The following is a 24,578-nucleotide window of genomic DNA, read 5'->3' on the forward strand; positions in this document are numbered from 1 at the left end:
CGATTCAGTCCTGCTTGCGACGAGGCGTGGACCGCGGTCGGTCCCGAAGCTTAGCTGTTGTGAGGAGGTTGTGCGGTGATCGGCGTCAAAGCCCGCCATTGAGCCAGACGTTTCTTGGTCGAGGGGAACTTGCTGGCCAACGGTGGAAACCGGGTTACCGTCTGCTCTACTGTCCGATGAAGCTGTAAAGGGCTCCGCCCGCTGAGAACAAAGTTGCAGCGATCAGCGCCATAATCAGGAGTATTTCCCACTTCATGGGTCGGCCGGCAGCAAGACCAGCTGTTCTTTTGGCAGCGGGCGCTGAAGATCTTTTGCCTCGGCCCAGGGAGCCTGAAGCCAGGTGTCCAACTCTTCCTCGGTCGTCAGGATCACCGGCATGGCTTTTTGATGGATGGGCTTCACCACCGCGTTGGGCTCTGCCGTCAGGAAGCCGAAGAGCTGATGCTGACCTGGCCTTGGGTTTTTCATTGAGCCACGCTCGCCCTGCCAGGACGTCCATATGCCAGCAAAGAAGGCAAGTGGCATCTCCTCATTGATGGCAAACCACCGCTTGGTCTTTTTCGGCTTGGTGTCTTCCCATTCGCAAAATCTTGTCCATGGAACCAGACATCGGTTCTCCGGTCCAAGCCAGCGGCGCCAGTGCGGTGAGCCGGTGTTGCGTATATTGGTCACGCCACTGTCAGGCTTGCCGTTCGTCACGGAAGTCGGCGATGGCATGCCCCATGTCAGGTTGGTGAGCTCGCGGCCATCAGCAGTTGATCTGATGGCAGGGGCCAGGCGGTCCGGATAGACATCGAGCGACGGCGGGAGGTTGCCGACATGGTCGATCATTGCCCGGGTGATGGCGCGGATCGCTTCCTGGTTGGTGGTGATGTTGTAGAGATTGCACATGACAAGGCCTCCCGACAAAGACTGATGTTGCCTTTCCATTGGGTTCTTCGCAATCCTTGCTCGTCAGCGTCGCTCGCTTGGCTGAGCTTTGTCCCGGGGCATGGCATTCTTCATTTGTACCGAGGTCGATAACTTGGGGGGGCCAATTATAAAACGCCGCGACGTCTTTGGCTGCAGCTTTGCTCTGTGCCGACAGATGAATTTGATGGATATCCGTGAAGTTCCACTTGAGAAAAACTTGCTGCTTTCGATGCCAGATGGTTGGCGCCGGCAATCGGTAAAATTTTAATAAACTACAGAAAATACTCGCTTTTTGCTGCCGAAATTAACTCCATTTTCAATAATGGTCGGTAGCGGCATAACCGGTTATGCGCATTGGGTTAACAGACTATTGCGCTCGCCCCTTCATCGCGATTTAACTGCGATCAACTTGTTAAGGGGTGAGTTACCATGTCCATCGAAGATCCGCGTCTGTCCAGCATCGACAATACTTCCGCAGCAGACGATTTCGACTCTGCGGTCGAGCAGCATCTGGGTTTCGCAAGCGAGACCATGGAGGGGATTGAGGTCGCCCAGGCACAAACGCCCGACGCCGGTCGCACCGACCGCCTGCCGGCCCAGCAGCCGGTTAACGTCGCTGCAGCCGTGATCCCGAGCGAAGTAACGCCCGACAACGAGAATGTCGTGACGCTGCCGGCCGGCATCGAACTCGACAACCTCGAATTCCAGGTCGACGGTGAAAACCTCGTCCTCGTCCTGGCAGATGGCACCGGGATCACCGTGATTGGTGGCGCTGCAAACATCCCGACCTTTGTGGTCGGCGATGTCGAGCTGCCGCAGGTCGCGCTCTTTGCCGCCCTTGAAGAGAGCAACATCAACGTTGCGGCCGGGCCGGATGGGACCTTCTCTGCTCAGTCGACGCCTGACGGCAACCGCAATTTCGAAGACAATCAGATCGGTGACGGCTTCGAAGAGTTCGCCTTGGCCGGCCTGCTTGACGGAACCAGCTTTGCCGATGAGGCGACTGCTGCTGCCACGTTTGGTGGCGATGGCCGTCCGTCGATTTTGTCCCCGCTGACGGCGCCATTCGTTTTCGATGAAGCAACGATCGCAGACACCATTGCCGGAAATCAGCGTTTCAGCAGTTTTCTGCCGTTCGAGGCCGGTCCTGATTTCGGCACAATATCGGCGGTTGGTTTCGCAGGCGCCATCAATGCTGATGAAGAGAGTGCTGGCCCACAAATCCTTGCTGGTTTCACGTCGGGCGGCTCGCTGATCTCGATCCAGACCTTCCCCGCCCCCACCGATGGAACGGTTTTGAACTTCCTGGCTCTCCGGGGTGTTGACGCGCAGGGGAACGTGATCTTCACGATCACGGTCGATAACCGCGTGTCAGGCGCTTTCACCTTCGAGCTTGTCGGCAAGCTCGATCACCCGGACGCGGGTCAAAGCGACCTTGCAGATTTGCTCCGCCTCGGCTTCACCTACACAGTTACTGACCGCGATGGCGATTTCGTAACGGGCACGTTCAATATCGATATTCAGGATGATGCGCCAGAGCGTGGGCAGGAAGTTCGCGGTCGCGTTGAAGACGAAGGGATTATCGGCGGCAACAACGAAGCCGACGGCCTTTCACTTGTCGCAAATGGTGCATTGAACATTCGCTGGGGTGCGGACAACGGTAACAGCAACCTTGGTGGCAATGGCGATCGTTCGGTTGCGTTTGCGAACAATAATGTGGCCGTTTCAGGTGCTTTCGGGGAGGCATTGACGTCCCTCGGTCAGCCGGTGAGCTTTGCGGTCATTAATGGCGTTCTGGTTGGTTACACCGGCGATAGCGCACCGGCGTCCAGCGAAGGTTCGAACGTTGTGTTCCGTGTTTCGCTTTCAGATTCTGAGAGCGGCTCTTACGTGTTCACGCTGGTCAAGCCCCTCGATCACGCTGCAAACGAGGGAGAAGGCGTCGAGAACGATCTGTCGCTGACCTTTGGCTACACGGCAACCGACAGCGATGGCGATACGATTACCGGCAACTTCACGGTTGACGTTCGTGACGACGTTGCAACGATCGGCACGCCGTTTGCTGGCGGTATCGTTGAAGAAGAGCAGTGGCAGGTTGCCGGCGACGGCAATGAAGGTGTGCTGGGTGACGGCGATGCCGACACGCTTTTGAACTACGATCGCACCACACATGAGACTGGTGGTACGCTTGCGATCTCATGGGGCTCGGACAATGCCAATGATGGCAATAGCCAGCCCGGCGACCGTTCTGTTCAGTTCGGTCCGGACGCACGCACCAATCTCGAGGCTTTGAACCTCACCTCCGACGGTGATGCGATCAAGTATACGACGGTGACGACAGGCAGCGGCCAGCAGGTCCTGCTTGCCTATACGGGTAGCGTGATCCCGACCACCGTTCCGGCCACGACGAATGCAGCGCTTGCCGCCAATATCGTCTTCTCGGTCGCTCTGTCGGACAATGGTGCAGGCTCCTATGCCTTCAAGCTCTATGACACACTGGATCACAAGGGTTCGGTGCAGGGTGAAGACAGCCAGGTTCTGACCTTCCAGTTCACCGCAACGGATAGTGACGGTGACGTCACAGAGCCTGCGACCTTCTCGGTCAAGGTCATCGATGACCAGCCATTTGCCTGGGGTACGCTCTTCGCTCGCGTTGTCGAGGAAGAAGAGCTTGCTGGCGGCAACGAAGACCGCACCTCCGGTTCTGGCGATATCGATGACGACTCGTCGCTCTTCGGCAATGTTACGACAGCCAAGGCTAACGGCGACCTCAACATCTTCTGGGGCGGCGACGATGGCAACAAGAACGTCAATGGTGGCTTTACCGGCACCCAGGTGGCCGGCGATCGCTCGGTCGTGTTCGCGACCGGCTCGGGCTCGACGTCTGGTCTTCCCCAGCGTCTGGACGCGACGGATGTAGCAAAATTCCTGACGGTTACCGGTGGTAATGGTGGCGTTGCCATCGGCGACCTGACCTCGGAAGGCAGGCCGCTCGTCTTCGCGCTCTCGGCTGACGGAACGACCCTGACGGCACGCGCTGGTAGTGTTGAAGGACCGCTTGTCTTCACGGTCAAGCTCTCGGATCGGAACAGCGGCTCCTTTGAGTTCGACCTCAAGGGCGTTCTCGACCATCCGGTCAAGGCCTCAGGCGCTTCGAACGAGGACGTCCTGTCCTTCAAGTTCACCTTCACCGCCCGTGACGGCGACGGCGATATCGTCAAGAACGACTTCACCGTAAAGGTCATCGATGATGTGCCGGTTCGTAGGGAAGAAGTTCGTGGGACGGCAGAGGACGAGGCTGTCAACGGTGGCAACAACGAAGCTGACAGCCTGTCGGCTGTTGCGACTGGCGCCTTGAACATCAGGTGGGGTGCTGACGACGCTGACACGGCTGCCGATCTCGGTGGTCTGGGTGACCGCTCCATCGCCTTCACCAATGAGACGGTTACTGTGGCGAATGCCTATAACGGTGCGTCGCTGACATCGCTTGGCCTGGCCGTTTCGACGACCGTGCTGGCAAACGGTACTCTGGTTGGCTACACGGGCTCGACCGTACCGACCTCGACTGCTGCAGCGAATGTCGTATTCCATGCCACTTTGTCTGACGACGTCAGTGGCTCTTACGTGTTCACGCTGGTCAAGCCCCTCGATCACGCTGCAAACGAGGGAGAAGGCGTCGAGAACGATCTGTCGCTGACCTTTGGCTACACGGCAACCGACAGCGATGGCGATACGATTACCGGCAACTTCACGGTTGACGTTCGTGACGACGTTGCAACGATCGGCACGCCGTTTGCTGGCGGTATCGTTGAAGAAGAGCAGTGGCAGGTTGCCGGCGACGGCAATGAAGGTGTGCTGGGTGACGGCGATGCCGACACGCTTTTGAACTACGATCGCACCACACATGAGACTGGTGGTACGCTTGCGATCTCATGGGGCTCGGACAATGCCAATGATGGCAATAGCCAGCCCGGCGACCGTTCTGTTCAGTTCGGTCCGGACGCACGCACCAATCTCGAGGCTTTGAACCTCACCTCCGACGGTGATGCGATCAAGTATACGACGGTGACGACAGGCAGCGGCCAGCAGGTCCTGCTTGCCTATACGGGTAGCGTGATCCCGACCACCGTTCCGGCCACGACGAATGCAGCGCTTGCCGCCAATATCGTCTTCTCGGTCGCTCTGTCGGACAATGGTGCAGGCTCCTATGCCTTCAAGCTCTATGACACACTGGATCACAAGGGTTCGGTGCAGGGTGAAGACAGCCAGGTTCTGACCTTCCAGTTCACCGCAACGGATAGTGACGGTGACGTCACAGAGCCTGCGACCTTCTCGGTCAAGGTCATCGATGACCAGCCATTTGCCTGGGGTACGCTCTTCGCTCGCGTTGTCGAGGAAGAAGAGCTTGCTGGCGGCAACGAAGACCGCACCTCCGGTTCTGGCGATATCGATGACGACTCGTCGCTCTTCGGCAATGTTACGACAGCCAAGGCTAACGGCGACCTCAACATCTTCTGGGGCGGCGACGATGGCAACAAGAACGTCAATGGTGGCTTTACCGGCACCCAGGTGGCCGGCGATCGCTCGGTCGTGTTCGCGACCGGCTCGGGCTCGACGTCTGGTCTTCCCCAGCGTCTGGACGCGACGGATGTAGCAAAATTCCTGACGGTTACCGGTGGTAATGGTGGCGTTGCCATCGGCGACCTGACCTCGGAAGGCAGGCCGCTCGTCTTCGCGCTCTCGGCTGACGGAACGACCCTGACGGCACGCGCTGGTAGTGTTGAAGGACCGCTTGTCTTCACGGTCAAGCTCTCGGATCGGAACAGCGGCTCCTTTGAGTTCGACCTCAAGGGCGTTCTCGACCATCCGGTCAAGGCCTCAGGCGCTTCGAACGAGGACGTCCTGTCCTTCAAGTTCACCTTCACCGCCCGTGACGGCGACGGCGATATCGTCAAGAACGACTTCACCGTAAAGGTCATCGATGATGTGCCGGTTATCCCGGTCCACAATCGGCCTGATTTCCGGATCATCAGCGATGATGACACGGTTGCTGGATTGAACGGCAATCCTAATGGTGCTGGGGACAGCGGTGAGTTCCATCAGTCTGGCAAGACGCTACCGCACTCTTTCGGTGCTGATGGCGGCTCGATTGCCTGGAATGCAGGTGCGAGCGTCGTCAACGTCCGGCCGGACAATGGTGTTGATGCTTCGACCATCTCGTTCGAGGTGGAAGCCGGCACTGGCAATCTTCTGATCAAGCAGGCGCAGGGCGATCCGGCAGCCGATGTTCTGATCGCTCGGGTTACGGTAAACCCGGCGACAGGGGCTTATACCTACACCCAGGTGGCAAACCTGCTGCATCTGGACGATGCTGCTAATGCCGAAAATGACGCTCACTTCATTCTTGGTTATACCGTCACTGACGGCGATGGTGACACGGTTGAGGGATCCATCGACCTGATCATCGATGACGACACGCCGGTTATCCCGGTCCACAATCGGCCTGATTTCCGGATCATCAGCGATGATGACACGGTTGCTGGATTGAACGGCAATCCTAATGGTGCTGGGGACAGCGGTGAGTTCCATCAGTCTGGCAAGACGCTACCGCACTCTTTCGGTGCTGATGGCGGCTCGATTGCCTGGAATGCAGGTGCGAGCGTCGTCAACGTCCGGCCGGACAATGGTGTTGATGCTTCGACCATCTCGTTCGAGGTGGAAGCCGGCACTGGCAATCTTCTGATCAAGCAGGCGCAGGGCGATCCGGCAGCCGATGTTCTGATCGCTCGGGTTACGGTAAACCCGGCGACAGGGGCTTATACCTACACCCAGGTGGCAAACCTGCTGCATCTGGACGATGCTGCTAATGCCGAAAATGACGCTCACTTCATTCTTGGTTATACCGTCACTGACGGCGATGGTGACACGGTTGAGGGATCCATCGACCTGATCATCGATGACGACACGCCGGTTATCCCGGTCCACAATCGGCCTGATTTCCGGATCATCAGCGATGATGACACGGTTGCTGGATTGAACGGCAATCCTAATGGTGCTGGGGACAGCGGTGAGTTCCATCAGTCTGGCAAGACGCTACCGCACTCTTTCGGTGCTGATGGCGGCTCGATTGCCTGGAATGCAGGTGCGAGCGTCGTCAACGTCCGGCCGGACAATGGTGTTGATGCTTCGACCATCTCGTTCGAGGTGGAAGCCGGCACTGGCAATCTTCTGATCAAGCAGGCGCAGGGCGATCCGGCAGCCGATGTTCTGATCGCTCGGGTTACGGTAAACCCGGCGACAGGGGCTTATACCTACACCCAGGTGGCAAACCTGCTGCATCTGGACGATGCTGCTAATGCCGAAAATGACGCTCACTTCATTCTTGGTTATACCGTCACTGACGGCGATGGTGACACGGTTGAGGGATCCATCGACCTGATCATCGATGACGACACGCCTGAGATCCCGGTCCACAATCGGCCTGATTTCCGGATCATCAGCGATGATGACACGGTTGCTGGATTGAACGGCAATCCTAATGGTGCTGGGGACAGCGGTGAGTTCCATCAGTCTGGCAAGACGCTACCGCACTCTTTCGGTGCTGATGGCGGCTCGATTGCCTGGAATGCAGGTGCGAGCGTCGTCAACGTCCGGCCGGACAATGGTGTTGATGCTTCGACCATCTCGTTCGAGGTGGAAGCCGGCACTGGCAATCTTCTGATCAAGCAGGCGCAGGGCGATCCGGCAGCCGATGTTCTGATCGCTCGGGTTACGGTAAACCCGGCGACAGGGGCTTATACCTACACCCAGGTGGCAAACCTGCTGCATCTGGACGATGCTGCTAATGCCGAAAATGACGCTCACTTCATTCTTGGTTATACCGTCACTGACGGCGATGGTGACACGGTTGAGGGATCCATCGACCTGATCATCGATGACGACACGCCTGAGATCCCGGTCCACAATCGGCCTGATTTCCGGATCATCAGCGATGATGACACGGTTGCTGGATTGAACGGCAATCCTAATGGTGCTGGGGACAGCGGTGAGTTCCATCAGTCTGGCAAGACGCTACCGCACTCTTTCGGTGCTGATGGCGGCTCGATTGCCTGGAATGCAGGTGCGAGCGTCGTCAACGTCCGGCCGGACAATGGTGTTGATGCTTCGACCATCTCGTTCGAGGTGGAAGCCGGCACTGGCAATCTTCTGATCAAGCAGGCGCAGGGCGATCCGGCAGCCGATGTTCTGATCGCTCGGGTTACGGTAAACCCGGCGACAGGGGCTTATACCTACACCCAGGTGGCAAACCTGCTGCATCTGGACGATGCTGCTAATGCCGAAAATGACGCTCACTTCATTCTTGGCTATACCGTCACTGACGGCGATGGTGACACGGTTGAGGGCTCCATCGACCTGATCATCGATGACGACACGCCGATCATGGACGCAAACCTTCGATCCGACGTCGCCGAAGACGGGGATACTTCGGTGACACAAGTGCTGTCCGGCCTGGCATGGGGTGCGGACAACGGTGCAAGCCGTACTTTGGCAGTATCCACCGCCGTTGCGGTCAAGGACCAAAACGGTGCTGCAGTATCGCTCCGCTCGAATGGGGAACTCGTCAGTTTCGTTCTCATCAACGCTGTCTTGGTCGCTTATGTTGGTGACGAACCAGAGAATTCTGGCGCTACGAACGTCGTCTTCACGGTCTCCACCAATGCCGCAACTGGCGAGTACTCCTTCAATCTCTTGCAGCCACTGGACCACACCTCGCCGACAGTGAACAATCAGTACCTCGACCTCCAGTTCTCGCTCACTGCAAAGGACTCGGATGGCGACTCTGCGACCGGCAGTGTTTCAGTGCGTGTCGACGCTGCAGGAACGATCAGCGGAAACACCGTCTCCTATGCGGCGCTTTCGTCGGACGTCTTTGTCAATCTGTCGGGTACCTCTGTTTCCCGTGGCGACCAGACCGTGGCAGCTGACACGGCAACCGACCGTACCGGTGAAAATGTCATTGGTCGCGACGGCATGGCGGGCATCGTCAACGCTACTGGCGGGACCGGAAACGATATCCTGGTTGGTGGAGACGAGAACAACACCCTGAATGGTGGTGACGGCAACGACATTCTCGTTGGTGGAAAAGGCAGCGATACGCTCAATGGCGGAGCCGGAACAGATACATTGGTCGTCTCGGCCGATATCGACGTGACCGCCAACTTCGCACCACGCACTTTCACGACGGGTGACGGTACGCCTGTGCAGATCGGTATCAACGGCAAGTCCGGTGAGGGCGACGCCCTGAACGGTGGGTCTGGCGTCGATACCGTTCAGTTCGAAGCGGCAAATGGAGCGAACGGCTTCGTCTTCGACCGCGCCAATGCATCTTTGGGCTTGGACAGCGTTGAGCACTTTATCGGCACGAACGGCGATGACGTCATTCTGCTGCCAAAGTCCTACTCGACATCCGAGATCACCCAGATCCGGATCGATGGCGGCAGAGGCAACGACATCCTGCAAGGTTCGAACGCGCAGGCTGACGATATCAGGGGTGGTTTCGACAACGACACGATCTCTGGCCTTGGAGGCGATGACACGCTCTATGGCAACGAAGGCGATGACAAGATCTGGGGTGGTGACGGAAACGACGTCATCGATGGTGGCGCCGGGAACGACACGCTTTATGGCAATGCCGGCAATGACCGCATCGTTGGTGGTGACGGTGATGACACAATCATCTACACCGTCGGTGATGGCTCCGATTACATCCAGGGTGGTCTTCAGAGCGGCTCGTCCTATCCGAACTATGACGAACTGGTGATCAACGGTGACGCCTCCACGCGTACATTCACCCTCGGCATTGCACCGATGCAGTCTCTCGGTGATGCTGCCAGCAAAGATATCGAGGTAGCCTACACGGGTCCGGATGCCACAAGCTTGCTTGCTGACGAGATGGAGCGCGTTACATTCAACCTCGGCGCCAATGGTGACACCGTAATCCTGAATGACGTAACGGACTCGGCGATTGCGCCGACTACGGTCGTCATCAACGGCGGTGCCGGTTCCGACACCATTGACTTGACGAACTTCGCTGGCAGCTCCGTGAAGTTCGAGGACAATGGCGCAGCCGACGTGAAGGATACAGTGAAACTCGCCGGCCTGTGGACGGACTATGTGTTCACGCAATCGACAGCCGACCTTTTCTCGATCTGGAAGGGCAATGCGCTCGTCGCTACGGTCAAGGGCATCGAACTGATCCAGTTCTCTGGAAACGGCGACGACCAGCCCGGCTACACCATGTCGATCGACAAGGTTGTCAACCTTGCACCGAACGGCGTTGAAGATCTCCGTTCTGTCGTTGAAGCAGGCGGCGTCGACAACGCCACCACCGGCACTAACGAGGCAACCGGCAACGTTCTTGACAACGACAAGGACGGTAATTTTGACCTGAATGGCAAGATTGTCGACAAGCTGTCCGTCACGAAGGTTGGCGATACGATCATCGATGCCAATGGTGAGAAGATCACCGGTATCTATGGTGACCTCGTGATCAAGTCTGATGGCTCCTATGTCTACAGTCTGGACAATGAGCGCGCTGTGACGCAGGCCCTGAAGGCAGGCGAGACCAAGATTGAGACCTTCACCTACACACTGGCTGACAACCAGAATCGGCCGGGAACGGGCTCGCTAAAGATTGAGGTGAAAGGGGCGAACGATGCGCCTGCGGCGATTGACTTTGAGTCGCCGTATGCAAGCCCCGGCTTCCTGGTTGAGGTTGGTCGTTCGTCAGTCGATATTGTCAACCTTGCGAATGCAGATGCACTGTTGGCTGGAAATAATCAGACTTCCAGCGAGCAGATCGTATCTTCTACAGTCAACTTCGGACCGAGCGGCCAGTTTAATGGAGGGGCTGATTTCCCGGGGGGGCCTGGTGATGATTTCGCAGTCCGCGCCAGCGGCACGATAAACGTCACGGCCAGCGGCACTTGGACTTTCGGAACGCACTCCGACGATGGCGTGCGCCTTAAGATCGACGGGCAGGTGGTTATTCTGGATGACGCGATTCATCCGGGGCAGAACAACTTTGGGCAGATCTACCTGACTGCCGGACAGCATACGATTGAGCTTGTCTATTTCGAGCACGAAGGCGGAGAGCTGGTGGAATTGTTCGCTCAGGCGGGCAATCACACGAGCTGGAACGATGGGTTCAAGTTGATTGGAGATGTCGCGAACGGCGGCATCGCTGTGACCAATCTGTCTATCGACGAAAACAACGAAGCCGGTGCGGTGGTTGCCACCCTGAGTGCTCGCGACGTCGATGCGAGTGATAGTCACACCTTCACCCTGGTCTCCGGCGAGGGCTCCGCAGACAACGAGCGCTTCACGATCGTCGGCAATCAGCTGAAGCTTGTGGGCTCCGCTGATTACGAGGCACAGTCGAGCTACTCAATCCGCGTTCGGACAACCGATGCGGCGGGAGAAAGTTACGAAACGGTCAGGACGATCCAGGTCAACGATCTGGTCGAAAACACTCCAGCCACTATCGGTGGTGTGTCCACCGGTTCTGTTACCGAAGACGCTGCAGGCTCTAGCCAGATCACTTACTCGGAAGACTTCCAAGCCGGGTCCAGCATCAACGGGTGGACCAACGGTTTCCTTGGTGGTGGGTTTAACGGCGGTTCGAACCGTTTTGTTAGCGAAAACAACTTCGTGGAGTTCGATAACGGTCAATCAATATCGAAGACTTTGGCTTTGTCTGCCGCTGCAACTCAGACAGTCATTGATTTTGACTTCTTCAAGATCGATAGCTGGGATCAGGGCGAGCGGTTGAGCGTCTACCTCAACGACCAGGTTGCATTCTCTTTCACCCCGGAGAACTCTGGGAATGATGGGTTGGACAATGCGACAGGTTCGTTCACGGTCGGCGGTATAGTTGCCACGTATGTGGTCACGTCGAGTGGCTCTGACAGCCAGCTAGGCGGCGGCAACTCGGGTGACCGAGTTTACCACATACAGATCACAGCCTCGGGTATTGGCGACCAGATAAAGCTCGGTTTCGGTAACAATCTGAACGAGCTCTATACGAACGAAGATTTTGGCATCGACAACATTGTCGTGCACGGGATTGAGCCGCCCGCTCTTCAGGCGACGGGACAATTGACGATCATCGACCCCGACGCCGGCGATGCCTCCTTCATCGAGCAGAGCAATGTCGAAGGCACATATGGTCACTTCACCATCGGTTCAGACGGAAAGTGGACCTACGTGTTGGACAACGACAGTCCAGTCACGCAGAGCTTGGCGGCTGGCGAGGTCAAGACGGAGGTGTTTGAGGTGTCCTCCAAGGACGGGACAACGCACGAGGTCGTTGTGACCGTCAACGGGACAAATGATGCGCCGGTGGCCGCCAATGACATCGTGCTGACGAATATTGTAGATGGCTCGCAGACCTTCATTCCGGAAGCAGCGCTGCTAATGAATGATAGAGATGTCGACCATGACGATCTGGATATCAGTTCGATCGGCAACGCGATGCAGGGAACAGTGTCAGGCAGCGTCGTTTTCGACCCCAGTAACCCGGTCGAGACAATTCTGAATGCTAAGTTCAACGGGAATGACGCCAACGGTTTCGTATATGAAGATGGCCGGTTTGGCGGACTGAAGCCGACCTCATATGCGGACGGCGAAGTGTCAGGTAGCAAGCTTGTGGTTTCTGTCGGCGACCTGACAAGGAATGACGTGAGCTTTGAAAATCGCGACGGTGGCTGGGCACGAAGCTTCAATCTGGCCACAGCTTCTACCGTGACGATCGCGTTCGACTACAGCCTCTTCTTGAGTGAGGGGACTGACAGGGGAGAGTTTGCCAGGGCCTTGTTCATGGTTGACGGCGTTCAATATGGCGTCGGTCAGAACCCTTACCTGGTTCAGCTGGACGGTAGTGACAGCGGTGGTGCGAAGAACGCTAGCGGCCAATTCGAGATTACCCTGAATCTGTCAGCAGGGTCGCATGAACTGGTTCTGGGAGCCTACATCAACGAGTTTGACGGGGGTCGAAACAGTCGAGAATATGCAAGCGCCGAGTTTGACAATGTTACCATCACGGGCCCTGCAATTATCGCCGACGGGTCTTTCGAATACACTGTAAGCGATGGCGATGTATCCGACGCAGCCAGCGTCACGGTAAAGGCTGTAGCAAGCAGCACAATCAACGGAACTGGTTCCGATGAAATCCTGATTGCTGGCGATGGTCATGACATCCTTTATGGGATGGGCGGCAGCGACTATCTGAGTGGCGGTATCGGCGACAATTTCCTGTATGGCGGGGATGGAGACGATATCTTGGTTGGGGGGCTCGGCCTAAACACGATGAGCGGTGGTGAAGGTGACGACACCTTCGTCTTCGATGCGAGCGCGCTCGATGATCTCGATGTCACCGATGTTATCACCGACTTCGATGGTGATGGTGACGTGCTGGATGTGACGGCGTTGCTCGACAGCTTGCTGGGCGAGGTGTCCGTTACCACGCATCTGCAGGCGATCAAGGACGAACAGGGTAACACCACCGTCAGCGTGCAGACGGATGCGAACACCTGGAAGGATGTTGTGGTCCTGCAGAACCACGACACGGCCATCAAGGTGCTGTTCGACGACAAGCATGCGGTCGTTACTCCGCACGACTAAGACGGATAGTCCAGAGACCAAGAAAGGGGCGCCTTATCGGCGCCCCTTTTTGCTAACGGCGCTTGGACACTGTTGCTTGTTTACGGCACTGCTGTGTTTTTCCGCTGAGTTCTTGGGCATTGTCTGAGTTATATGACCGAGCGGCGTTTAAACCGACAACAGTCCTGGTGTATGACCAACCTCAGCTTGAGAATTGGGTAGGGGCAGACCTTTGTTTACCAAAAAGACTTTATTCGCAGCCTTGTACACCTCGGCAGCGTTTGCCATTGCGTCTGTTGCACCTGCGAGCGCCATGTCGCTTCAGGAGGCCATTCAAAAGGCTCTGACGACCAATCCGCAGATTTCCCAGGCGGTTCAGAACCGTGAGGCGGTCGAGTTCGAACTGCGCCAGGCGCGCGGTCTTTACCTCCCGTCGATCGATCTCGAGGCAAGCGTGGGAAAGCGCCGGCTCTCGAACGACAGCACGGGAACCCTGACGCGGGACTCCGAGGATTTTAATTCCTCAGAAGTCGGCCTCACGGTCACTCAGCGGCTCCTGGATGGCGGCGGCCGCCGGGCCCAGGTCGATCAGCAGGCCTCGCGCGTCGATGGTGCGTCCTTCCGTGTTCTGGAGCGTTCGGAAACGATCGCCTTGCAGGTCGTTCAAGACTACCTTGAGCATATTCTGCAGGCCAAGATCGTCGGTGTCGCACAGCAGAACGTCTCCTTCCACAATGGCATTCTCTCTGACATCAATCAGGGTATCTCGGGTGGGGCGCTGACGGAAGTCGATGCGGTCCAGGGGCGTGAGCGTCTCGCGGCTGCCCAGGCCCGCCTGCGTGAAGCTCAGGAAGAGCTGGAACTCACCAAGATCCGCTTCTTGAAGACGGTGGGTGAGCCGATCGTGAATGCAAAGGTTCCAGGCTCGGTTGCCAAGTTCATCCCGCGCACGCTGGATGACGCCATTGCAACCGCAAAGTCCAACAATCCGCGCATCTATTCGGCCCGCGCCGATATCGATGCGGCCGACGCCGCTGTGCGCGCTGCCCGCTCCAATTACGCCCCGACCGTCGATCTCGAAGGTCGTGCAAGCGTCGGCAATGATGTAGGCACCAGCCAGGGCAACACCAACGACGTTCAGGTGCGTCTGGTCGCCCGCTGGAACCTCTATCGCGGTGGTATCGATCAGGCCCGCGAGCAGGAGCAGATCCGCCGCGCCAGCGAACAGCGCTATGCATCCGATCAGGTTCATCGCGAGATCGAAGAGTCTGTGCGTTCGGCTTGGAATGAGCGCCGCAGCCGCGGCGAGCTCTCCCAGATCCTGAACTCGCAGTCCTCGCAGAATGCCCAGCTCGTCTCGTCTTACGGTGAGCAGTTCAAGATCGGTCAGCGCTCGCTTCTGGATGTTCTCGACGCGCAGAACACCCGTTTCAACACCAGCATCGTCGCCGAGACGGCCCGCGTCGCGGCTCTGTTTGCGGAGTACAAGATCCTGGCGGCTTCTGTCTCCCTGCTGAAGACCATGAATGCGAAGCCATTGGGCCAGACCGACGCTTACGCGCGTAACGGATTCTCCGTGAAGACGACCCCGAATGGGGCCTATGTCGAGCGGGATCCGCGGCAAAAGGCGGGAATTCCGATGGACCTCCTGGCGCCGCTCCAGTAAACGCCCATCCGATAGGATGACATGTTAAATTCGTTGATCGAACCGGCGGGCCCTCGTGCGTCATTCGGCTGGGCGCACGAAAACTCTATGTGTTCGAGTTCTTGCCGGCGAGACCGCGCGTTAATCCGCTTGCCAACAATTGAGACGTGACGAACAAAGATATGAGGGCTGAGAAGAGCCTCGTCTTCACGCGGCAAAGCCACCCTTAAGTCGAGTGATACTTCAGCGCGGCTTCAATAATGATGGGCTTACCGAAAATGTCGCTCATCCGTGTCACGACAGTTTCTCGCTGATCTCGTTCGTGTCATCTGGTCTCGTCACTAATTCCGCACCGGAATGGACGGCAAAACGGCCGGGCAGGGATGTGGTCCTGAAGTGAGCGGCATCAACCTGAACATCGGGCTCGACATTGGATGGAGCAAGGATGGTCCAACTGCCGCCCGCGTTGGCATCATTGACGTTGCGAGGATGCCTTGGGCGGCCCGGCAGGTGAGGGGGGGATGGCGCTTATGGATTCTGCCAAGCTCACAGGCTTTTCATGCGGAACGCCATGGCCGGGGGAAGTCGGTCCCGCCTGACCCTGAAGGGTCGCTCCGCTCAGGCTCCTGCGGCTTCCCTCGGTCGGGCCCTGTGACCTGAGCCCCTGACCTTCCTCCAGAATTTGGTAGAGTCCGTCACATCAAGGAGACGGACGGATGAAGCGTTCACGGTTTACGGAAGAACAGATCATCGGGATATTGAAGGAGCAGGAGGCGGGCGCGAAGACGGTTGATGTCTGCCGCAAGCACGGCATCTCGGATGCAACCTTCTACAAATACAAGGCGAAGTTTGGCGGCATGGACGTGTCGGATGCCCGCAAGCTGAAGGCGCTCGAGGACGAGAATGCCAAACTGAAGAAGCTGCTCGCCGAGGCCATGCTGGACAATGCGATCCTGAAGGATGTCACTGCAAAAAAATGGTGACGCCCGATGTGAAGCGGAATGCGGTGGCTCACGTCTGTGCGCAGCATGGAGTGAGCCAGCGTCGGGCGTGCGAGGTTCTATCGTTTGATCGGTCGAGCATGCGATATCGCAGTGTGCGACCTGACGATGCGGCCATTCGGGAGGCGATGAAGAGGGTGGCATCCGAGCGGCGGCGCTTCGGTTACCGGCGCATCCACGTCATGCTCGACCGGCAGGGGATCGTCATGAACCTGAAGAAGCTTCGACGTCTCTATCGGGAGGAGAAGCTGACGGTGCGCAAGCGTGGCGGCCGAAAGCGGGCCTTGGGGACAAGGCGTCCTCTGGCCCTACCCTCGCGCTCCAATGAGCGCTGGAGCCTGGACTTCGTCAGCGATGCCTTCACCGACGGTCGCCGCTTTCGTGTTCTGGCCGTCGTTGACGACTTTACACGCGAATGCCTGTGCCTGGTCGCCGACACATCCCTGTCGGGCGCTCGGCTTGCCCGCGAGCTGGACACCCTTATCCTCAGACGGGGGAAGCCGAAGACGATCGTCTCGGACAACGGCACGGAGATGACCAGCATGGCCATCCTCAAATGGTGCCAGGAGACCAAGGTCGAATGGCACTACATCGCCCCCGGCAAGCCGATGCAAAACGGCTTCATCGAAAGCTTCAACGGCAGCTTCCGCGACGAGTGCCTCAACGAGACCCTGTTCTCGTCACTCACCCAGGCCCGCGCAGCCATCACCGCATGGAAGGAGGATTACAACAGGAACAGACCGCACTCGTCGCTGGGCAACATCACCCCCAGCGAGTTCGCAATGAAAATGGCTATGGAAAAACAGGCCGCATGAGGCCAGATTGAAAACCCAAGACTCTCTCGAAAACTGGAGGGAAATTGGGTCTCAGGTCACCTGACGTGACGAGAATTCCCGGCCTCCCGGGCTTTAACCCGGCGCTATGCTGAGGCCTCCGATGTTCTTCATTGCCTGACCCGGATCTGGCGCAAGCGCGGCTTTGATCCGGACTGTGGCTGCGGTTGTGTGCGCGTACATTCTCAAGGCTGCTGATCCGTGCGAAACCAACCTTGGGTCAGACGCAGAGAGTTCGATTTGCGTAAGCGGCTCCTCACCGGCCGTCTGCAATGGTTCCTCGTTGTCAGCTGACAACAGGTTGAGATCAGCTGGAGGTGGTTTTGTCGCACCATGGTGAGGTGCGCCTCGGCTTGATTTTTGGGCCCGCAGTTGCCAGGCGCTCTGTGAGATTGTCTGCTTCAGCAGTGATGTTCCACAATACCGCTCGAAACTGCGGCAAACTGGCAACCGCTGAGCAGGACCTGCATAGGATTCCAGTCTGTGTCGCACCGAGGGCTTCGCGCATATCAGCGGCTCATCGAACTTTGGTGATGCGCTGTACAGATGATGGGGATGCGCCGCATAGCGGGCGGGGAGAGAAAGACGTCGAGCGCGACAGCCGGTGATCTTCGCTGCCTGTACCTGCGAGACTTGTGAACGTCCGACGCCAGAAATCGACATCTGGCAGACCAGATAAGCACTGATCTGCGACAGCCATGGGACTGTCACGGCCCTCTCGAACCTGGTCGGCGACCATGATCAGCCGTCCGGTGTTCGTTTCTCGTGCCGCATCTGTTTTTGAGTGTCTCGTTCAAACGCCGGGCAGACACTCCCTGTGTCCAGTGGAGGGCATATCTGCTCCGATCGTGGTGAGTGCAGATGAGCCTTCATGGGTGGGCTGCTCCTGGTGAGGCAGATGGTGTGCGGCTCCGGTGAAGGCAGCGTGGTTGACGGGCAATAGCAGTTGTCGATGTCCCTGCTGCGGGGAAGCTCGTTCTTGTCGCAGCATTGCGGGCTTGCGGGAGCAGACTGTACCGCAGATGGCTTTGCCGGTTTTCAGGGGCTGCGAAAGTGCGTCAGCTTTGCATTAGCGTTCTGCCCGTTTGATGAGGCTGCGGTGATTCAAAGACTGCTTCGGACCGGTGAGGCGGGGAGAGATGCTATGCGATTGTTGCGCCCGCAGGGCGGTGGGTCTGCCTGCGTGTGAGCCATAAATTGAGGTACTGGACGCAGCCGTTAGCAGGGCCTTGGAGGCTGGCTGTCGGCCTTTTTTGCAGCATGCGAGCTGATAGTGCGGCGTTTGGGAAAAGGAATTGAAAAACAGTCACATTCGCTCTTGCATGGGGGGTGAGTTGCCGCTATGAGACAGCCCGCGCCACCGAGCGCCGACCAATGTGACCGGAGAGGTGGCTGAGTGGTCGAAAGCACCGCACTCGAAATGCGGCATACTCGCAAGGGTATCGTGGGTTCGAATCCCACCCTCTCCGCCACTTGAGTTACCACTTAGCGTATAGGCTTAGTGAGAGATTCTTAGCTAGGTATCGTTGATGATCTTAAGCCGAACCTAGTGCCGAGGGCTACAAACAGCTCAGTAATACACTGTTTCGCTCTAGACAGCGCTTGAAGCTGACACTGCAAGTGCCTTCGGGTTTCGTTGGTCAAAGCTAACTGGGTTTGATGTCAGCTCAGAAGCGGTTTGCGCTAGCTACACACTGAACACCGCGATTGCAGTCGGATCATATGGAGTGATCTGATAGGATCCCGTATTAACGTCAGCGATGATTCGATTCTAGATAAACGTAAACTGACGTGATGTATGATCTTGAACGTGTGGTTTGCTCGTCAGCGATGGCGGCTCAGTTGCGTTTAGGCTCTCGGACACCGGCATAAGGTGAAATTATTGTGTTTGGCAGCTACGAAAGCTTTGAGAGTCTTGCCACGCGTGTGGACCTTCACATCGCAGACAATAGGCTAAACGAAGCTCTCGAACTGATCCACCATGTTGTTGAGGCTGCGCTTGACGAACCAGCCTTGGTTGGCGTTTTTTTGGGTTCGCGACGTTTGGATGCTCAATGTCGAGAGATTGGGATACTTGCCGAAGAGTCGCTGCACTCCGATAATGATATTCAAACTGAGAAGGGGGCTCAGACTGGGTGTGTCGTCTACATCGTCACTAAGCTTCAGGTGTCTGGCGGTCACACAAAGGTCATTCGAGACTTCATTAAGGCGAAGCCGCTTCAACACCATGTAATCCTGTCAACAGAGCTACTAGGTCCGTCGGAATTAACATCTGTTAATGCTGACTTGTCGACAGGGCCAAATGTATCGTTTGATGTCGCTGTTGGTGCAACTCATTTGCAGCGTTTACAGTGGCTGCTCCGTGAATTGCGTGCACTTGCGCCGAAGCGAGTTTATCTGTTCAACCATCACCAAGACAGTGTTGCTGTCGCAGCGGCAATTTGTCGATGTGATGTTCCCATCTCGTTTTATCATCACGGAGACCATCATCTGTGCCTCGGTGTGTTCTTATCTGGCGTCCAGCACATTGATCCTCACCCGATGGGTTACTGCAACTGCCGGGAAAAGCTGAAGATCGACAGTCAATACGTCCCTTTGATAGTTGAAGATCGGCTGGCGACCAGATCGAGCTTTATGGAAAATGGATTCCTGACGACTTGTACGGCTGCGCGCCTCAACAAGATCGAGATACCTTATTATGTAGATTACACGGATGTGATACCCGAACTCCTCAGCAAGACCGGTGGCAGGCATGTTCATGTCGGACATCTCACCCCGTGGGCACTCCACAGGATTCGACGCAACCTCAAGAAACTACGTGTAGACCCGACGCGCTTTGAATACGTGCCTTGGGTGCCGAGTGTTTGGGATGCGCTCGTGGAGAAAGGTGTGGATCTTTATGTTGCCTCGTTTCCATACGGCGGCGGCCTGACGCTTATAGAGGCGATGGGGGCGGGAGTACCAGTCGCGCTACACCGTCACATGTATTCGCCTATACTGAGTGGATTGAGCTTAGGATATCCGGGTGCTTTCAATTGGCATCGTCATGATGATCTCATTCAGTTTTGTATGACGCTTGATCGTGAAGCTCTACTGCGTGAGGGTGCCAATGCACGTCGGCACTATAAAAGGTATCATCAGGCAGAGGTTCTCGCGGGCTGTCTCGCGGATGAGAATTCCGTACCTAGCATGCCTGATGCTGCCGTTGACGAACAGGTGCAGTTCGATTTGGAGGAATGGGCCCAATGGATAAGCAATTCGACCAGCTTGCGAGGAGTTCTGAGAAAGAAGGTAATAAAAACATTGAAATCAATTAGAAGCTTAGTTTTTATCGCTGTGCATAAAATTCGTCGCTTTGGCAATTTTAGCAAAGGGCGCCGTTCATGAAAATTCAAGAACAAGAAAACATCTTAGCGGACATGTGCGTAATCGCTCCCACCGTGTATCGTGATAATAGAGGTTGCTTTTTTGAAAGCTGGAACGAACGCGAGTTCTCCCAACTTACCGGCGCTAATTTCCATTTTGTTCAGGATAATCGCTCTGTCTCCAAGGCGCATGTGCTGCGCGGTCTGCATTATCAAGTGTCTCGCCCGCAGGGGAAAATTGTAACAGCATTGAAAGGAACAATCTTCGACGTCGCGGTAGATTTGCGCAAGTCGTCGCCTACATTTGGAAAATGGTTCGGTATTGAACTCTCGGGCATAAACAAGCTTCAAGTGTGGATACCACCTGGATTTGCCCACGGTTTCCTAGTGTGTTCCCCGGTCGCAGAGGTCGCTTACAAGACGACTGATTATTATTCGCCCAAAGATGAACGCTGCATTGTTTGGAACGACCCAGTCCTGGATATTGACTGGCAAGCGCGTGACACGCCAATACTTTCCAGCAAGGACGCAGCTGGTGATCCGTTCGAACTCGCGGAGTTGTTTGAATGAGGGTCCTTCTGATTGGTTCATCGGGCCAGATAGGCTTTGAATTGAGCCGTCTGTTACCATTTGTCTGCGATCTATCGGTACTTGAAAAGACCCATGTCGAACCTGCCAAGCCTGATAATTTGCTAAAGGCGGCAGAGCGCATCCAGCCTGACTGGATAATCAATGCAGCTGCCTATACTAAAGTTGACGATGCGGAAGCAAACAAAGACGAAGCCTTTGCTGTCAACTCGGAGCTGCCTGGCGTAATCGCTCGAATAGCCAATATGCTTAACTCCCGTCTCGTTCACTTCTCGACGGATTACGTCTTCGACGGGACCAAGCCGTCACCCTATTTTGAGACAGATCCGGTTTCGCCCATCAACGTTTATGGTGCCAGTAAAGCTGCTGGTGAGATCGCTGTACGGCAATTTCTAGAGCGTCATCTAATACTCCGGACTTCTTGGATCTACAGCCGGCGCAGGACAAATTTCCTACTCACCATGGAGCGCCTCATTGCAGAACGTGATCAAATTCCCGTCGTTTGTGATCAGCTTGGAGCGCCCACGAGCGCGATATCTGTGGCACGGGCGACAGTGCATGCAATTCTTCATTGCGGAATTTCGCCTAATGAAGTGACAGCTCCACTCTGGGGATCTTACCACGTGACCTGTTCAGGGGAGACCTCTTGGCATGGGTTTGCCGCGGCAATCAGATCTCGCCTTCAGGGTTCGAAAGCCGAACTCAAAGCTATCCTCTCTGAAAAGTACAGAACAGAGGCGCGTCGTCCACTGAACTCAAGACTATCCAACATGAAGTTCGAAAGCGCGTTCTCTTTTGTGATGCCAGATTGGCGCGAAGCTCTCGACGAGGTCTATGCGATCGGAGAGACTAAATAATGGATGTTAAAATGGCACCAGATGTACGTGTTCGGGCTGGCCATAGTGTGACGGTTTCGATTGTCAGCCATCGTCACGGCGAGATGGTTGGGAACTTAGTCCGCCAACTGCTTAACTTTCCACTCGTGGAGCGAATCCTTGTCACCCACAATGTTGTAGAAGAAGCGCATGTTCCGACTGACAGTCGCGTCACTGAGATTTGGAACTCGGTCCCCATTGGCTTTGGTGAGAACCACAACACTGCTTTCAAGCAGTGTCAAAGCGAGTACTTCTGCGTATTGAATCCGGACATTGGGTTTTTGGAGGATCCGTTCCCGTGTCTCCTCGAGACGATTACGAGTTGGGACGGTGCCATGGTGGCACCACGTATTGTCAATCGGAACGGACAAACTGAAGATAGTGCTAGGCACTTTCCAACCCTAAGTAGGATTCTGGCAAAGCTGGTCGGCATTTCTGACGGGCGTGAGCTGCGTGTTTTCGGCGATAAGCCTTTTTGCCCGCAATGCGTCGCAGGTATGTTCATGTTGTTCAAGAGCCAAGAGTTTAGTGCGCTTCGTGGATTCGATGCGCATTACTTTCTTTACTACGAAGACATGGATATCTGCGTCAGGCTGTGGAAGCTGAAAAAGAGGATCGTATTAGATCCACGCACGCCAGTAATTCACGACGCTCAGCGGCAAAGCCACAAGTCACTCCGGTTTCTGTCCTGGCACCTCGCCAGTATGTTACGATTTTTGTTGCGATACCAGTGGCGTCTGCCGAAAGTGGGCCCATGGTCATGCTCTGATCCCCAAAAACTGGACCGTTCATAACTGGAGTTTTCCGCGATAACTTCCCGGCTGGGAAAAGGAACGGAAGCATGAAGGCATCGAAGTTTTCGGACGCCCAGAAGGCGTTCATTTTGAAGCAGGGCGATGATGGTGTGCCGGTGGCAGAGATCTGCCGGAAGGCAGGGATCAGCCAGGCGACCTATTTCAATTGGCGTAAGAAGTATGCGGGTCTGCTGCCCGATGAGATGCGTCGATTGAAGGCTCTGGAGGATGAGAATTCCAGGCTGAAGAAGATCGTCGCCGACCTGACGCTGGACCGGGAGATGCTCCAGGACGTGATCCGCCGAAAGCTCTGAGGCCTGTTCGGAAGCGCCAGCTAATCGATGGGATGCTGGTGGACTGGGGCATATCGATCCGACGGGCCTGCAAGGTCCTGAAGTTCGATACATCGACCTACCACTATAAATCCCGCCGCACCGGACAGGCCCCACTGGAACGACGCATCAAGGAGATTTGCGAGACACGCGTGCGGTATGGCTACCGCCGCGTCCATGTGCATTTGCGCCGCGATGGTTGGAAGATCAACATGAAGAAGACACGCAGGATTTACAGCGAGTTAGGGCTTCAACTGCGCAACAAGCATCCGAAGCGCCGGGTGAAGGCAAAGCTCAGAGATGATCGCCAGGAGGCTGTCGGGCCGAACGATGTCTGGGCAATGGACTTCGTTCACGACCAGCTCGCAACCGGCAAGAAGCTGCGCATACTGACCGTGGTCGACACGCACTCGCGCTACTGCCCGGCCGCCGACGCACGCTTCACCTATCGCGGCGAGGATGTCGTACAGACCCTAGAAGGCATCTGCCGGAAGACCGGCTATCCGAAGACGATCAGGGTGGACAATGGCAGTGAGTTCATCTCCCGTGATCTTGACCTGTGGGCCTATGCCAACAACGTCACCCTGGACTTCTCAAGGCCTGGCAAACCAACTGACAACGGCTTCATCGAGGCCTTCAACAGCAAGCTGAGATCGGAGTGCCTGAACGCCCATTGGTTCCTGACCCTTGCGGATTTGCGCGAAAAGTTGGACACTTGGCGTCGATACTACAACGAGGAACGTCCTCACTCGGCGATCGGATATAACGTCCCGATCGCTCTGCATAATCCCGGTGGCGCCACCAGCCAGCCATCGTGATCAGAACCGGAAAACTCCAGCTTCCGGCGGTCCAAGGTTTGGTCCCAGAGCAGTCCCCTTCCTAGTTAGTCATTAAATGGTACCCACTTCAGCCTTTCAAGAGGTTGAGCAATTTTGGTTTTTCTTTTTGGAAAGCCTCGCGTGTCAGTATCATATATTGATCATCAGTTGACTTGTGTGTTCTGATCGCGCCCATCCTTTCGTGAAAAGCGATAACACGAGTGTTTTCGAGCCGGACGTCGAAATGACTTTGCTCGAAGCCTAGTTTATCGAAGCCAATTTCGTAGACAAGCAGCGCAGATTGTATCGCAGCATATCTCGTTTTGTTTTCGTCCAGTATCCAGCTGCCCCAACAGAAAGAATTCTCTTTAAAGTCGTAAAGTCTTACGGTGCCGCAGGCTGTGCCATCGATCCGTTCGATAAGAAAGTAGTACTCGGTTCCAGCGGCTTCACGCTCCGTATATGTGCTGATCCATGCACCTTGGCTGTCAGCGGAAGCAGGCGCAGGCGAGAGATGCGTGTTGTATTTCGGATTAACGCGGAGCGAATATATGTAATGCCGGTGATGTTCACGCACGGGAGTAAACCTGATGGATCCTAGCTGCAGGTCATTTAACCAAGCGAGAGATGACATTTACAAATCCTCGAGATAGTACGTTTGAAATTGCAGATAGCGTTCGTTTAAGCGTGTGGCCGCGCTATTTCCACAAGCTTCCAGAGGCTGATCCAGTCGCAAAACGGTAAGGTTACAGAAC

Annotated in this window: 10 protein-coding genes and 1 tRNA gene; 9 read left to right on the top strand and 2 right to left on the bottom strand. The window is 56.1% G+C overall.

Features of this window, described 5'->3' with window-relative positions:
- Positions 1-252: 252 nt before the first annotated feature.
- Complete coding sequence (locus SJY08_RS22430) at positions 253-891, bottom strand: SOS response-associated peptidase (RefSeq protein ID WP_377278826.1); 639 nt, start codon at positions 889-891, stop codon at positions 253-255.
- Between the two features lie 450 nt (positions 892-1,341).
- On the opposite strand from SJY08_RS22430, the gene SJY08_RS22435 reads away from it, so the two are divergent.
- The 9 genes from SJY08_RS22435 to SJY08_RS22475 all read left to right on the top strand — a co-directional run bounded on the left by SJY08_RS22435 (position 1,342) and on the right by SJY08_RS22475 (position 23,823).
- The gene (locus SJY08_RS22435) at positions 1,342-13,593 is read left to right on the top strand and encodes a DUF5801 repeats-in-toxin domain-containing protein (protein ID WP_377278828.1); all 12,252 of its coding nucleotides are present in this window, start codon (positions 1,342-1,344) and stop codon (positions 13,591-13,593) included.
- A gap of 292 nt (positions 13,594-13,885) precedes the next feature.
- Positions 13,886-15,238, top strand: coding sequence for a TolC family outer membrane protein (locus SJY08_RS22440; RefSeq protein ID WP_377278830.1), 1,353 nt, complete (start codon positions 13,886-13,888; stop codon positions 15,236-15,238).
- A 695-nt stretch (positions 15,239-15,933) separates the two neighbouring features.
- Positions 15,934-17,033, top strand: a protein-coding gene (locus tag SJY08_RS22445; protein WP_377278832.1) for an IS3 family transposase whose coding sequence is annotated in 2 segments (ribosomal slippage) — positions 15,934-16,186 and positions 16,186-17,033 — 1,101 coding nt in all. Because the reading frame shifts where the segments join, the coding sequence is not laid out codon by codon here.
- 1,400 nt (positions 17,034-18,433) lie between these two features.
- Positions 18,434-18,523 (top strand) — tRNA-Ser (locus SJY08_RS22450).
- Positions 18,524-18,935: 412 nt separating this feature from the next.
- Positions 18,936-20,438, top strand: a complete 1,503-nt coding sequence (locus SJY08_RS22455; protein WP_377278834.1) for a hypothetical protein — start codon at positions 18,936-18,938, stop codon at positions 20,436-20,438.
- On the top strand, positions 20,435-20,986 hold the full coding sequence (gene rfbC, locus SJY08_RS22460; RefSeq protein WP_377278836.1) for a dTDP-4-dehydrorhamnose 3,5-epimerase: 552 nt from the start codon (positions 20,435-20,437) through the stop codon (positions 20,984-20,986). Before SJY08_RS22455 ends, rfbC begins: the two co-directional genes overlap by 4 nt.
- Entirely contained in the window at positions 20,983-21,861 is an 879-nt protein-coding gene (rfbD, locus tag SJY08_RS22465) for a dTDP-4-dehydrorhamnose reductase (protein ID WP_377278838.1), read from the top strand. The genes rfbC and rfbD overlap by 4 nt, the downstream gene beginning before the upstream one ends.
- Positions 21,862-21,872: 11 nt before the next feature.
- A complete protein-coding gene (locus tag SJY08_RS22470; protein ID WP_377278841.1) occupies positions 21,873-22,673 on the top strand; it encodes a glycosyltransferase family 2 protein in 801 nt (266 codons plus the stop codon).
- Positions 22,674-22,720: 47 nt separating this feature from the next.
- Positions 22,721-23,823 (top strand): IS3 family transposase gene (locus tag SJY08_RS22475; protein ID WP_377278843.1). Its coding sequence is split into 2 segments (ribosomal slippage): positions 22,721-22,982 and positions 22,982-23,823, totalling 1,104 coding nucleotides; the frame shifts between segments, so codons are not numbered across the junction.
- A gap of 88 nt (positions 23,824-23,911) precedes the next feature.
- Here SJY08_RS22475 and SJY08_RS22480 read toward each other — a convergent pair.
- The gene (locus SJY08_RS22480; RefSeq protein ID WP_377278845.1) at positions 23,912-24,457 is read right to left on the bottom strand and encodes a GNAT family N-acetyltransferase; all 546 of its coding nucleotides are present in this window, start codon (positions 24,455-24,457) and stop codon (positions 23,912-23,914) included.
- Positions 24,458-24,578 lie beyond the last annotated feature (121 nt).

Origin of the sequence: Rhizobium sp. R86522 (genome assembly GCF_042466255.1) — a bacterium.
GTDB lineage: Bacteria > Pseudomonadota > Alphaproteobacteria > Rhizobiales > Rhizobiaceae > Allorhizobium.